11 protein-coding genes are annotated in these 13,769 nt (G+C 35.7%); 8 read left to right on the top strand and 3 right to left on the bottom strand.

The window, feature by feature from the left end; all coding sequences use genetic code 11:
- Positions 1-163: 163 nt before the first annotated feature.
- Positions 164-1,705 carry a membrane-binding protein gene (locus tag ACLMCG_RS06115; protein WP_413959181.1) on the bottom strand — a complete coding sequence of 514 codons (1,542 nt, stop codon included), beginning with the start codon at positions 1,703-1,705 and terminating at the stop codon, positions 164-166.
- Positions 1,706-2,086: 381 nt separating this feature from the next.
- Between ACLMCG_RS06115 and ACLMCG_RS06110 the strand changes: the two genes are divergently transcribed.
- A complete protein-coding gene (locus ACLMCG_RS06110) occupies positions 2,087-2,788 on the top strand; it encodes a CoA transferase subunit A (protein ID WP_413959180.1) in 702 nt (233 codons plus the stop codon).
- A gap of 48 nt (positions 2,789-2,836) precedes the next feature.
- On the opposite strand, the gene ACLMCG_RS06105 is transcribed toward ACLMCG_RS06110, so the two are convergent.
- The gene (locus ACLMCG_RS06105) at positions 2,837-4,639 is read right to left on the bottom strand and encodes an ABC transporter ATP-binding protein (protein ID WP_413959179.1); all 1,803 of its coding nucleotides are present in this window, start codon (positions 4,637-4,639) and stop codon (positions 2,837-2,839) included.
- A gap of 122 nt (positions 4,640-4,761) precedes the next feature.
- Between ACLMCG_RS06105 and ACLMCG_RS06100 the strand changes: the two genes are divergently transcribed.
- Positions 4,762-5,415: a CoA transferase subunit B gene (locus ACLMCG_RS06100; protein ID WP_002980639.1), complete on the top strand. Its 654-nt coding sequence runs from the start codon at positions 4,762-4,764 to the stop codon at positions 5,413-5,415.
- 339 nt (positions 5,416-5,754) lie between these two features.
- On the opposite strand, the gene ACLMCG_RS06095 is transcribed toward ACLMCG_RS06100, so the two are convergent.
- Complete coding sequence (locus tag ACLMCG_RS06095; protein ID WP_413959178.1) at positions 5,755-6,564, bottom strand: DUF4197 domain-containing protein; 810 nt, start codon at positions 6,562-6,564, stop codon at positions 5,755-5,757.
- Between the two features lie 222 nt (positions 6,565-6,786).
- Between ACLMCG_RS06095 and ACLMCG_RS06090 the strand changes: the two genes are divergently transcribed.
- From ACLMCG_RS06090 to ACLMCG_RS06065, 6 genes are all read left to right on the top strand, one after another.
- On the top strand, positions 6,787-9,048 hold the full coding sequence (locus ACLMCG_RS06090; RefSeq protein WP_413959177.1) for a family 20 glycosylhydrolase: 2,262 nt from the start codon (positions 6,787-6,789) through the stop codon (positions 9,046-9,048).
- A 67-nt stretch (positions 9,049-9,115) separates the two neighbouring features.
- Positions 9,116-9,784: a hypothetical protein gene (locus ACLMCG_RS06085; protein ID WP_413959176.1), complete on the top strand. Its 669-nt coding sequence runs from the start codon at positions 9,116-9,118 to the stop codon at positions 9,782-9,784.
- A 194-nt stretch (positions 9,785-9,978) separates the two neighbouring features.
- Positions 9,979-10,620: a Crp/Fnr family transcriptional regulator gene (locus ACLMCG_RS06080; protein WP_413959175.1), complete on the top strand. Its 642-nt coding sequence runs from the start codon at positions 9,979-9,981 to the stop codon at positions 10,618-10,620.
- Positions 10,621-10,870: 250 nt separating this feature from the next.
- Positions 10,871-11,665 (top strand): sulfite exporter TauE/SafE family protein, encoded by a 795-nt coding sequence (locus tag ACLMCG_RS06075; protein ID WP_413959174.1) that lies wholly within the window; start codon positions 10,871-10,873, stop codon positions 11,663-11,665.
- Between the two features lie 84 nt (positions 11,666-11,749).
- Complete coding sequence (locus ACLMCG_RS06070; RefSeq protein ID WP_413959173.1) at positions 11,750-13,171, top strand: MBL fold metallo-hydrolase; 1,422 nt, start codon at positions 11,750-11,752, stop codon at positions 13,169-13,171.
- A gap of 9 nt (positions 13,172-13,180) precedes the next feature.
- Entirely contained in the window at positions 13,181-13,744 is a 564-nt protein-coding gene (locus tag ACLMCG_RS06065; protein ID WP_413959172.1) for a YeeE/YedE family protein, read from the top strand.
- Positions 13,745-13,769 lie beyond the last annotated feature (25 nt).

The raw sequence follows: 13,769 nt of genomic DNA, 5'->3' as shown, positions 1-13,769 counted from the left end.
CACAATTATAACGGAGAGGCTGTCAGCAATGATAGCCTCTTTTTATGGATGTAAATGATTATAAAATTATCCATAATTATCTGTGAAAATCTGTGCCCATCTGTGGTTAAATAAAAAAACGATTCCAAAAAATGAAACCGCCTTTGATATATAGTTGTGGTAATTAGTCAAATAGATGGTACAGATCATCCTCGCTAATCAGCGTCTGATTTTCAGCAGAAGCATTTTCCTCCTGAGCGTCGGCCAGCGTTTTAGTTTCCTGAATGAGCTTTCCATCCATATTATAAAGTTTTAACAAGATCCATTTTCCGCTGCGTTCAAGTTCTTTAGCTCCATCCCAGGTTTTTATTCTGATTTTTCCGCTTTGAATAATACCTGCTTTTACAGAAGACTTATTGGCAGGCTTTCCTTTTACATACTGTGTGATTTGTGCTGTGAAGGAATAATCTTCCCCGTCTTCACTGATAGGTTGTGTAAATGCATATAAAATAGTGCCTTTGGGGTCATAAACAGTTGCATCATAGCCTGTTTGTTTAGCGTTCAGCTTTTTTTCAAAACTCAGCTTCGTATTAGCACCTTCAAAAAAGTTTTTGATATTTACAATAATACCTTCCTTATAGACGGTTTCATTAAAGCCTTCATAAGTAGTACCATTATAAGGGATACCATCTTTATATGCTAATGTAGATTTCAGCTTTCCATCCGGTGAATAATATTTAATTTCCTGAATGACATCATCTTTTAAAAATTGCTCGGAGGATAACTTTTTGTCTTCATCAAAGTATTTACTGATTACCTTTGAGCCTTTTTCATAAGTATCAATTGAAGAAACCTGTGAATATTCATAAGCCAGATGATAATCATCCCCGTCCATTGGATTATAAATATCATTTTCCTTATCATATTGGTATACCAGATGACCTATTTTTTTACCCGACTCATCATAAGTGGTTTTATAGCCATCTTTTTTATTCATTTTCTGTTCTTGTAAGATTTTTCCGCTTTTGCTGTAGATAACGCCTTCCTTTACACTGCCGTCTTTTCTGTATTTTTCTATCTTGGAAATCCTCATTGGGCTGGAATAATAATCCACCACCATATTTTCACCCGAACCGGAGGTCGTATTGCTGCCAAGATATTTTCCTTTTTCACCGTAATATTTTGTTTCAGTGTTGCTGTCCTTATCAATGATGGTTTCATTTCTGATCCCTTTAATGTCATTATCATAAACGGTTGTTTTTACAGGTGTTGAGTTTTCATATTCAACCAGAATATTAAAATCCATTCCCTCCTCGGCGTCTTTATAGCTGAACATCTTTCCTGAAAAATTTCCATCAGCTTTATAGATCACATCTTCTGTCAGCCTGCCATTCATATCATAAGTCTGAGCAGGGCCAACCTGCTGTCCGTTGGAATAGGTGGCGAAATTCAAAACCTTTCCTTCAGGAGTGTACCATGTCACTTTTCCATCAAAAACTTCACTGTTTGGAGTTGTGTCAGAAGCCAGACCTTCCATCTGTAGTTTGCCGTCTTTATAGAAATCCTTGATAAGGGTGAGCTTGCCTTTAGGAGTTGTTTCACGGTAATATTCCATGTTGTCCTGCGTGGTACTTTCCCAGTTTTCATCGAAATAAGTTTTTTCCTGTGCATACACATTGATGCTGAGTACCAGGGCAAGTAATGCTGAGGTAAATAATTTTTTCATGTTTTTATTTAAAGTTTGATTTTGATATGATTAATGTGATGGTACATATTGAAATGTTTCTCTGAAGAGATCAGAAAAAGTAAAGGGCGATAATGCTCTGTCGTAAAATAATTTTTATATTAAAGTTGTGTTTAAAATCAATAATACCGAGATAAAATAGACTGTATTTCTGGATTTGAAGCCTCAAATATATATCAATTTGATGAGAAATACCACAAAAAACGAACAGACTTGTTCGTTTTTTGTGGTAAAAGTTTGATTTTTAAAGTTTTAAATGTTGAAAAAAAAGGATTGAAAAAGGATTCAATTCAGGACGATTTCCGGTCGTGGGATATACCGGAAAATTTATTAAATTTAGCCAACAGAAAAATCTAATATTTCATGATAGATAAAAGAGTAAAAAATGCAAAGGAGGCCATAGAAGGAATTCAGGATGGAATGACACTGATGCTTGGCGGATTCGGACTTTGCGGTATCCCTGAAAACTCGATCAATGCTTTGGTAGAAAGTGATGTGAAAGATCTTACCTGTATTTCAAACAATGCAGGAGTAGATGATTTCGGATTAGGATTACTGCTTCACAAAAGACAGATCAAGAAGATGATCTCATCTTATGTAGGAGAAAATGCTGAATTTGAAAGACAGATGCTTTCAGGTGAGCTGGATGTAGAACTTACTCCACAAGGGACGTTAGCTGAAAAATGCAGAGCTGCCCAGGCGGGAATTCCAGCTTTTTATACTCCTGCAGGATACGGAACTGAAGTAGCAGAAGGGAAAGAAGTAAAAGAATTCAAAGGAAAACCTCATATCCTGGAGCATGCTTACGAAGCAGATTATTCTATCGTAAAAGCATGGAAAGGAGATCATGCCGGAAACCTTATCTTCAAAGGATCTGCAAGAAACTTCAACCATCCTATGGCGGGTGCTGCGGAGATCACCATTGCTGAAGTAGAAGAATTGGTAGAACCGGGACAATTGGACCCAAACGAAATTCATATTCCGGGAATCATGATTCAAAGAATTTTCCAGGGAGAAAAATTTGAAAAAAGAATTGAGCAGAGAACAGTAAGAACTAAAGAATAAGCTCAGATAATAAACAAAAAGCGCTGAAAATATTTTCAGCGCTTTTTTTTATGCTTGAGGAACTTGTGTTTTCCTTTCCCCGATTTGTTGTCTCCACATGGCATAGTAAAGTCCTTTTTCGGCAATCAGATTGCTATGGGAACCTGTTTCTACTACCTGCCCGCGTTCAAGAACATAGATCTTATCAGCATGCATAATCGTACTTAAACGGTGTGCAATAAGTACTGTAATCTGCTCTCTTTCTTTTGATATGTCTTTGATAGTCGTAGTAATTTCCTCTTCAGTAATACTGTCCAATGCAGAAGTAGCCTCGTCGAATATTAGCAAATGAGGTTTTCTTAAAAGAGCCCTTGCAATGGCAATTCTTTGTTTTTCACCGCCACTCAGTTTCAGACCGCCTTCACCAATAACCGTTTCAATTCCTTTTTCAGCCCTTTCCAGCAATGCTGTACAGCTCGATTTCTGTAAAGCAACCGCCAGTTCCTCTTCAGTTGCAGCAGGATTTACGAAAAGAAGGTTTTCTTTAATAGTTCCTGCAAATAATTGAGTATCCTGGGTGACAAAACCAATCTGATTTCTCAGTTCATCAAAATCAAATTCCTTCCCATTAATTCCATTATAAAAAATATTACCTTCCTGAGGTCTGTACAATCCAACCAACAGTTTTACCAATGTACTTTTTCCGGAACCACTAGGCCCTACAAAAGCAATAGTTTCTCCATTTTTAAGATCAAAAGAGATATTATTTAAAGCTTTATACTGCGCAGACTGATGTTTGAAAGAAACATGTTTGAATTCCAGTTCTTCAATAGCACCAATTTGTTTCGGATGAAGAGGCTTTTCTTCTACTTCTTTTTTCATTAAGCGGTCAAAATTCTGAAGAGATGCTTCAGCTTCACGATAAGAAATAATAATATTCCCGATTTCCTGCATCGGCCCAAAAATAAAGAAGCCATAAAACATTAAGGATAAATACTGTCCTGGAGTTACAATATTTTTAAAAATCAAATACAATAAAGTCAGCGTAATCATCTGCTGGAGAAAATTCACCATCGTTCCCTGGATAAAACTTAAAGAACGGATGCTTTTCACCTTTCTGAGCTCAAGACCAAGAATTTTATAGGTATTGTTATTCAAACGGATTACTTCCTGGTTGGTTAATCCCAAGCTTTTGACAATTTCAATATTTCTTAAACTTTCTGTAGTACTTCCCGCTAAAGCTGTGGTCTCGGTAACAATATTTTTCTGAATTACTTTTATTCTTTTACTCAATAAATTGGTAACAATGGCAATAAAGAATATTCCACAGATATAAACCGGCATAATAGACCAATGTAATCGGATTGCATACACCGAAACGAAAATAATACTGACTAAAATCCCAAAGAAAATATTAATAAAATTGGTAATGAATTTCACCGTATCTTCTCTTACTTTGGTTAAAATAGACAAGGTTTCACCACTTCTCTGATCTTCAAATTCCTGAAAAGGCAGTGCCATGGAATGTTTTAAACCATCTGTAAATATTTTTGCACCAAACTTCTGGGTGATGACACTTACCACATAATCCTGGAAAGCCTTGGCAATTCTACTCACCATTGCCGTTCCTATAAGCAGTCCCAGAAAATAAAAAGCACCATGATATACAGAACTTCCATATAAATATTCATTAAGATTTCTGGGTAGTAATTTTTCTTTATCAAAAAAATTAGGATGAGTAACCAGCTGGTCAAGGATATTTCCTGTAATAGCAGGAGCAAATAAAGAGAAAACCTGATTGATAGTAGCCAAAAACAACGAAATGAGAATCAGCCACTGATAAGGTTTAAGATATTTAAAAAGTATTTTCATTCTGTTAAAATAATGAAGCAAAATTACAGATATTATTTTAACTAACAGTGTTAATTATTGAATACAACAAAGTCCTTTTGTATTCAAGTGAAAATAATTAAATTGCAGTCTAAGTTTTTATTATGCTTACAAAAGAACAAATTGCCAAAAGAATTTCAAAAGAACTCAAAGATCGTTATTATGTAAACCTGGGAATTGGGATTCCTACTTTGGTTGCCAACTATGTTCCGGAAGGTATTTCCGTAGAATTCCAGAGTGAGAATGGAGTTTTGGGGATGGGACCTTTCCCTTTTGAAGGAGAAGAAGATGCTGATATCATCAATGCCGGAAAACAGACTATTACTATTTTAGAAGGAGGTTCATTCTTCGATTCAGCATTCAGTTTCGGGATGATCCGTGGTCAGAAAGTAGACCTTACCATCCTTGGAGCAATGGAAGTTTCAGAAAACGGAGATATTGCCAACTGGAAAATTCCCGGAAAAATGGTGAAGGGAATGGGAGGAGCAATGGACCTTGTAGCTTCTGCTGAAAATATTATTGTTGCAATGATGCACGTAAATAAAGCGGGAGAAAGTAAAATCCTTAAAAAATGTACACTTCCTTTAACAGGAGTTAACTGCGTGAAAAAAGTGGTTACTGAACTAGCTGTTCTGGATGTAACTCCGGCTGGTTTCAAACTGGTGGAAAGAGCACCGGGAGTTTCAGTAGAAGATATTATTAAAGCTACAGAAGCAGATCTGATTATTGAAGGAGAAATTCCTGAAATGCAGTTCTAATCTGATTACAATATAAAAAATTTCGGCCTCACTTTGTGAGGCCGAAATTTTATAAGATGTGAAATAAAGGCGACATCGGAACTCGCAGCGTAAAAAAAATAATTCCTGTGAACGTTAAGAAAATTCACCTGTCCGAAGCGCGACACGGACTTAGAACTGATTCAGCAATAGTGAATTCGCGCAAGTTTAGAATTTTTAGAGAACAGGAATTATTTTTAGCGAAGAGGTCCAAGTCTTGAATTTTTGTTTCTTTTGTTTTAAGACAAAAGAAATTAAAACCCAACAAAAAAAGCTGCCTCATCATGAAACAGCTTCTATATTTAGTCTAATATTATCTTATTATTTCCCATCCTGCGCCCCAAACACCTTCTGCAAAATGCTTGTCGTTCTCATTGCAGGAGTATTTCTGATTCCGCTTTCTTTATCGGCAACCATTTTGAATACACCGTTGATGGTTTCTGTAGTAACATATTCGTTAAGATCTGTTGTTACAGACTGTCCTGTAAAAGTATTGTATTTTGAAATCAGGTTTTTCCAAAGCGTATCAGCACCTACTTTTCCTAATGATGCCTTTACTTTAGGCTGGAAAGCACTGAACAGCTGGCTCTGGGTTTTCCCCTGAAGATAACTTGTTGCTGCATTATTATTGCCCAATAAAATATTCTTGGCATCTGTAATCGTCATAGAAGTAATAGCGTTGGTAAAAATAGGAGCAGCTTCTGTTACAGCATCTTCAGCAGCTCTGTTTAATAATTTTACGCCTTCATCAGCAAGACTTCCCATACCGATGGAACGTAAAGTGGTGTCGATCTTCCTTAATTTTTCTGGCATTAAAATTTTTACCGCTTCATTTTTGAAAAAACCATCTGTAATTGCCAGTTTTTTGACTCCATCCGTTACTCCCATGCTTAAAGCTTCTTTTAATCCGGAAGAAATCTGGGTAGAGGTAAGGTTTCCAAGATTGGCAGATGATTTATTCGTCTGAGTGGAAGTGGTTGTGGTGGTGGTTTTAGTACCGTTATTTTTTACGGGAACATTCAGATCTACGCCTGTTTTATCTTTAACGGCAGATTTTATGATATCGAAAATTTGTGCCTGTGTTGACATTGAGAATAATAATCCGACTGCCAGAAAAAAGTTTTTTTTCATCCTATTTTTTTACAAATTTAAATCTTTTAATTTTTTTAAGTCGTTTAATTTGATCAAAAAACAAACCATAATGTCCAGAATATAATAGAATAATATCTAAGAAAATAATTTAGCAAACTGTAAATTGTTCATTCACAAATTTAAGATGTCTAAATTTTGTTTTAAAAAGACTTCAGGAGTTTTGAAAAATAATTATCTTAGCTCAAACCTTAATTTCATCCAATGATACGGACTTTTTTAGTATTTTTTGTATTGATTTCAAACGTAATTTTTGCCCAGAATAAATTGAATCTAATCCCTTACCCTCAAAAAGTTGAATTTTCACAGGGAGAATTTTTAATGTCTGAAACATTGTTATTAAGTAGCAGTTTACCAAAAGAAGAAACGGAATATTTCAAAAAAAGGTTAGGTTCTCAATTTAAATTTCAAAATATTCAAAAGGATGGTGGAAGTCATTTGACATACTCTATGATTCCTGCAGCTTTAGCAGATGCCGAGCAGAAAAAAGAATATTATTCAATAGAAATTTCTCCAAAACAAATTCATATAAAATCTTATACTAAACAAGGTTATTTTCTGGCACTGCAAACATTGATTCAGGTTTTTGAGCAATATAAAGAGAGTAAGAAAATTCCGGCTTTAAAAATCGAAGATCAGCCAAAGTTTGCCTGGAGAGGAATGCATCTGGATGTATGCCGTCATTTTTTCACAGTGGATGAAGTGAAACAATATATCGACTATCTGGCGATGTACAAGCTGAATACTTTTCACTGGCATTTAACAGACGATCAGGGATGGAGAATTGAAATTAAAAAATATCCAAAACTTACTCAGATAGGTTCAAAACGTAAAGAATCCATGATCGGGGCTTATGTTGATAATACTTTTGACGGGAAACCTTACGGACCTTATTTTTATACTCAGGAACAAATAAAAGAGGTGGTAAAATATGCTCAAGACAGACACATCACAGTGGTTCCAGAGATAGAAATGCCGGGGCATGCTTTGGCTGCATTATCTGCATATCCTGAACTAGCCTGTATAAAAGGCCCTTTTGAAGCTGCTACGAAATGGGGTGTTTTTGATGATGTTTTCTGCCCGAAAGATGAAACATTTACATTCCTGGAGAACGTTTTGGATGAAGTGATCAAGTTATTCCCATCCCAATACATTCATATTGGCGGTGACGAGTGTCCGAAGACGAGATGGAAAGAATGTGCACACTGCCAGGAATTGATTAAGAAAAATAACTTAAAAGATGAGCATGGCTTACAAAGCTATTTTATTCATAGAATTGAAAAATACGTCAACAGCAAAGGACGAAAAATTATTGGCTGGGACGAAATTTTAGAAGGTGGTTTGGCTCCAAATGCTGCTGTAATGAGCTGGACTGGTGTAAACGGAGGTATTGAAGCCGCAAAATCAAAACACTTTGCCGTAATGACACCGGGTGCATATTGCTATTTCGACCATTATCAGGGCGATCCGCAGTCTGAACCTAATGCTTTTGGAGGGTTTACTCCTTTAGACAAAGTATATTCTTACAATCCTATTCCTTCCGAACTGAATGCAGAGCAAGCTAAATATATCATGGGAGTTCAGGCTAATTTGTGGACGGAATATATTTTAGATTTCAAGCATGTACAATATATGATTTTCCCAAGATTAATGGCGCTTTCTGAAGTAGGTTGGGGAACATCAGACCCTAAAAATTATAAAGAATTTGAAAACAGAGTAATCAATCAGTTTAAAGTTCTGGATAAAATGAAGGTGAACTATGCAAAAAGTATTTATAATATCACCGGAAAAGTAATTCCTTCAGATAACGGAATTGCTTATGAACTGTCTACTTCACAGAATTCAAATGGAATCAGATATACTTTGGATGGAACAGATCCTACCGTCAATTCTAAAACGTATCAGAATGCGGTTCAGATTCCTAATTCTTTAACGATAAAATCAGCTTATTTTGAAGATGGTCAGCTGAAAAGCGCTGTTTCTACCCAGCAGTTTATCATTTCAAAAACTACCGGGAAAAGCATAAGTCTTGAACAGCAGCCAAGTGAAAATTATTCTTTTGGAGGTGCTTTTACTTTGGTAGATGGTATTATCGGAAATGTAAAACAGCTTGGTAAAACATGGCTTGGTTTTCAGGGGAAAGATGTTGTGGCAACGATAGATTTTGGTCAGAAAACAGCTTTTTCAGAAGTTTATTTTAATATCCTAGAAAATAAAGGAAGCTGGATTCACCTTGCAAAATCTGCGAAAATTTTCGTTTCTGATGATAATAAGAATTTTAAAATGATCAAGGAAATTTCCATCACGGAAATTCAGAATGCTAAAGGAAAAATCAGATTGAATGTAGGAACACAGAATGCAAAATACCTGAAAGTAAGTATAGAAAGTGCAGGCATCATTCCGGCAGGAAATCCTGGAGCAGATTCAAAAGCTTGGCTGTTTGTAGATGAAATTGGCGTAAATTAACCTTATTAGTTGCAATATTATCAAAACTCATGTACAAATCAATTTTCTTCATTTTATCATTTTTTTTATGTTCTCATGTAAGCCTGAGAATGTAAAAGCAAAAGAATTTAAAATAGGAAAAATTAGTTTTAATTATCCTTCTGATTGGAAATTAATAGAACCAAAGATGATTGATTCTTATAGTGCATATTTAACTAATAATGAAGATACTATATTTATAAATTATGGAAGATATAATCATAAAATTTACAAAAATAAATTAAGTGAAAATTTAAGGGAACAAATTAAAATAAATGAGAGAGAAGCAGTCATTGAAATTCCAGATTCCAAACAAGGATTTTATAATATTTATGTTCCAAAATTAGATTCATTAGATGGAGTTATTATATCCTCATCTCTATTAAAAGATAGGGAAAAAGTTGCTGCAATATTATCTGGTTTTAAAATAGACAATATTGGCAATTCAAATATTTTAGATAAGAAGAATTTCTCAAACAAAAACAAAGAAACCGGATTAACTAATTATGAATACAATTGCCTAAGCTGTCACTCTGAAAATAATCGAGTTATTGGTAGGTCATTAGATAAAGCTTTTATAAATTCCAAAAGCAGTGAATGGTTGACAAACTATCTATACTCAGATAAAAAAAATTATTATACTGATATTAAATGCTTTCAATTTGATAAAAAAGATTCGATATTAGTAAATCAAATGGTAAATTACCTAAAACATTAATAATACTGCAGTTAACATTGTATTGGTAAAATGCGGAGTTTATAACGGAATTGAAATCCACACCTTTCCAGCCGTCACTATTTTTCCATTCCACATATTTTTGTAATTTAGTTAATAAATATCAGTTATAGTTGATTTAAAATTGAACTGAAGCTCATTTTTCTCCCGTACTTCGTCAATTAGAAATAAAAAAAATGCAGAACGATACCATACTTTCTTCAGAATTTTCATCATCACCGGACCTGGTAGAAAAGCTGTATCAATATGGTACAACCAAAAACTACCAAGAAGGAGATATTATTTTAGATGAAAATGCTTCTATCCGTTCTATTCCTATTGTGATGAAAGGAATGCTGAAGGTCATCAGGACTGAAGAAGACGGACGTGAAATTTTACTCTACTACATCAAAGCGGGAGAGAGCTGTATCATGTCTTTTCTTGGTGGAATGCATAACGAAAAAAGCATCGTAAAAGCCGAAATCGAAGAAGATGCGGAAATTCTTTTTTTACCGGTAGACAAAGTATCTTTATTCATTAAAGAGCACCCGGAATGGTTAGACTATATCTTCAGATTGTATCATAAAAGGTTTGAAGAACTATTGGATATCATCAATGCAATTGCTTTCAAAAAAGTAGATCAAAGACTGTTGAATCTGCTGCAGAAAAAATCAGAACTTACCCACTCTGAAACCATCAATACCACTCATGAACAGCTTGCAAATGAGCTGGGTACCGCAAGGGTAGTCGTTTCCAGACTCCTGAAGCAGCTTGAAGAAGACGGAAAATTAAAGCTGGGCAGAAACAAAATTACCCTCCTGAAACCCCTCAATTCATAAACGATACCTCATTTTAATGAAGGGCACTCACATTCCCATCCTTTGGAGGGGTGGCGAAAATTCAGAGAATTTTTGACGGGGTGGTCAACCTGTCATTGCAAACCAAAGGAGAACTAACCTCAGGTAATTTCCTTGTGTCCTTTGTGAACATATTAGTGTTCATTCGTGTTAAACCTTCCTTATGTAACAAAAGTAGCTGTAGCCTTCCTTTCACTTTCCCATTTTTGTATCAGAATATTTGAATAGTACAATGGAAATTATAGGATATGCAGCAGCAGTTTTAATAGGGGTTTCTCTCGGTTTGATCGGAGGTGGGGGAAGTATTCTCACCGTTCCGGTCCTTGTTTATCTCTTTGGTCTCGATGCTTTTCTGGCAACGGAATATTCCCTTTTTATAGTGGGAATAAGCAGCCTTGTTGGATCTGTTTCGTATTTTAAAAAAGGATTGGTCAATTTTAAGATGGCAATGATATTCGGAATTCCTTCTGTGCTTTCCATCTTTTTAACCAGAATATACCTTCTCCCATTCATTCCGGAAGAGGTATTCAGGATACAGAACTTTACCATTACCAGAGACATTTTTTTATTATTGATTTTCGCAGGCCTGATGATTCTGGCTTCTTATAAAATGATAAAGAGTAAGGTTTCAGAAAAACTGTCAGAAAGAGCTATAGATAAGAATAATACTTTGCTGGCAGCAGGGCAGGGTTCTGTTGTGGGTGTTCTAACAGGATTGGTAGGAGCAGGAGGTGGTTTTATGATTATTCCGGCATTGGTTAACCTTTTGAAAATTCCCATGAAGATTGCGATAGGAACTTCTTTAGTCATTATCTCTTTCAATTCTTTGATAGGCTTTTTTTCTTCTGTAAATCACGTTAAAATAGAATGGGAACTGTTGATTTCTATCGCTGCAATTGCTGTTGCAGGAATTATAATAGGTTCACAACTATCAAAAAAGATAGACGGAAAAAAACTGAAACCGGCATTCGGATGGTTTATCCTGATCATGGGTATTTACATTATTACCAAAGAAATATTCCTTTAAATCTCTTATGTAACAAAAGTAGCTGTAGAGGAAAAAAGAAAGCAGGAGATTTGTATCAGATAACAACATCAAAAAATAGAGACAATGAAAATAGAACAGATTTATACAGGATGCCTGGCACAGGGAGCTTATTATATTACCTCAGCAGGAGAGGCGGCAATTATCGATCCTTTAAGAGAAACACAACCTTATATCAACAGATTGAAAGAAGATGGAGTAGAATTGAAATACATTTTTGAAACCCACTTTCATGCTGATTTTGTCAGCGGACATCTTGATTTAAGCAATAAAACCGGAGCTCCGATTGTGTATGGCCCAACTGCAAAACCAGAGTTTGAGGCTATCATTGCAGAAGATCATCAGATATTTGAAATAGGAGATATTAAAATCAAAGTTCTTCACACACCGGGACACACACTTGAGAGCTCATGTTATCTGTTGATGGATGAAAATGGAGATGAAAAATTGCTATTCAGTGGAGATACTTTATTCCTGGGAGATGTAGGCCGTCCGGATCTTGCACAGAAAGGAGCGAATATGACCCAGGAGGAACTGGCAGGACTTTTATATGAAAGTTTGTACCATAAAATTTTGCCTTTGGATGATGATATTACAGTATATCCTGCTCATGGAGCTGGCTCAGCCTGCGGTAAAAATATGCAGAAAGAAACGCTAGATACACTGGGAAACCAGAAAAAGACAAATTACGCCATGAATCAAAAAGACAGACAGAGTTTTATAAAAGAGGTAACAGATGGGCTTTTGCCTCCTCCTGCTTATTTTGGAATGAATGTTATGATGAATAAAAAAGGATACAGCAGCTTTGATGAAGTCCTTTCGCAGGGAATGCATGCACTGGCTCCGGGGCAGTTTGAGGAAATTGCTGAAGTTTCAGGCGCTTTAATTTTAGATGTGAGAGACAATCATGAATTTGCCAAAGGTTTTATCCCACAGTCGGTCAATATAGGGCTGGATGGCGATTTTGCCCCTTGGGTGGGAGCTTTAATTGCTGATGTGAACCAACCTATTCTTCTGGTAACAGAAAAAGGAACTGAAGAAGAAGCTGTAACAAGATTAAGCAGAGTAGGGTTCGATCATATTTTAGGATTTTTGGATGGAGGATTTGATGTCTGGGAAAAGAGTGGAAAAGAAACAGATTCTGTCAACCGTATTTCTGCAGAGCAGTTTGAAACCGAAATAAAAGAAAAAGAAGCAGAAATCATTGATATAAGAAAAGAAAGTGAATATAATGCAGAACATATTCATGAAGCCTACAGTATGCCTTTAGCGTATATTAATGATTGGATTAATCGCTTACTGCCGGAAGAACACTTTTACATGCATTGCGGAAGCGGATACAGAAGTACAATGGCTGCAAGTATCCTTCAGGCAAGAGGATACAGAAATTTTACAGAAGTTGAAGGAGGTTTTAAAGCTATTTCATTGACAAGTATTCCTAAAAGCGATTTTGTGTGTCAGACTAAAATTTTAAATAAATTAGATTAAAAAAAAGAAATGTTGGAGATTATAAAAGAACCGTGGCCATGGTATATTGCCGGTCCATTGATTGGTCTTACTGTGCCTGCCTTATTGATTATGGGAAATAAATCCTTTGGAATAAGCTCTTCACTTAGGCATATCTGTGCTGCCTGTATACCGGCAAATGTGAACTTTTTCAAATACGACTGGAAAAAAGAAGCCTGGAATTTATTCTTTGTAGCTGGAATTTTCTTCGGAGGAATGATTGCTGCTAATTTTTTGGTTAATCCAAATGAAATAACAGTAAATCCCAGTCTGAAAACAGAATTGGTAGGCTACGGAATTACAGATTACAGCAACCTGGTCCCGGGACAGCTCATGAACTTTGAAAGTTTGTTAACCTTGAGAGGATTTATCACAATGGTTGTTGGAGGTTTTTTAGTAGGTTTCGGAACAAGATATGCAGGAGGATGCACCAGCGGACATGCGATTATGGGACTTTCCAATTTGCAGTGGCCTTCTTTGGTAGCAACAATCTGTTTTATGATCGGAGGTTTTGTAATGGCTAATCTTATTCTGCCTGTCATCCTTTCCCTATAAGTTTAATTTAAAGAGAATTTTGAAA

The sequence above is a fragment of the Chryseobacterium sp. S90 genome (assembly GCF_047444895.1).
Classification (GTDB): Bacteria; Bacteroidota; Bacteroidia; order Flavobacteriales; family Weeksellaceae; genus Chryseobacterium.
Note: the sequence above shows the minus strand (reverse complement) of the source record. Positions and strands in the feature narration are given on the sequence as shown.

Coding starts and splice junctions, on each gene's coding strand:
- ACLMCG_RS06075 (WP_413959174.1), top strand. CDS start 10,871: ATGGAAATTATAGGATATGCAGCAGCAGTTTTAATAGGGGTTTCTCTC.
- ACLMCG_RS06080 (WP_413959175.1), top strand. CDS start 9,979: ATGCAGAACGATACCATACTTTCTTCAGAATTTTCATCATCACCGGAC.
- ACLMCG_RS06105 (WP_413959179.1), bottom strand. CDS start 4,639: ATGAAAATACTTTTTAAATATCTTAAACCTTATCAGTGGCTGATTCTC.
- ACLMCG_RS06100 (WP_002980639.1), top strand. CDS start 4,762: ATGCTTACAAAAGAACAAATTGCCAAAAGAATTTCAAAAGAACTCAAA.
- ACLMCG_RS06095 (WP_413959178.1), bottom strand. CDS start 6,564: ATGAAAAAAAACTTTTTTCTGGCAGTCGGATTATTATTCTCAATGTCA.
- ACLMCG_RS06065 (WP_413959172.1), top strand. CDS start 13,181: ATGTTGGAGATTATAAAAGAACCGTGGCCATGGTATATTGCCGGTCCA.
- ACLMCG_RS06090 (WP_413959177.1), top strand. CDS start 6,787: ATGATACGGACTTTTTTAGTATTTTTTGTATTGATTTCAAACGTAATT.
- ACLMCG_RS06070 (WP_413959173.1), top strand. CDS start 11,750: ATGAAAATAGAACAGATTTATACAGGATGCCTGGCACAGGGAGCTTAT.
- ACLMCG_RS06115 (WP_413959181.1), bottom strand. CDS start 1,705: ATGAAAAAATTATTTACCTCAGCATTACTTGCCCTGGTACTCAGCATC.
- ACLMCG_RS06110 (WP_413959180.1), top strand. CDS start 2,087: ATGATAGATAAAAGAGTAAAAAATGCAAAGGAGGCCATAGAAGGAATT.
- ACLMCG_RS06085 (WP_413959176.1), top strand. CDS start 9,116: ATGTTCTCATGTAAGCCTGAGAATGTAAAAGCAAAAGAATTTAAAATA.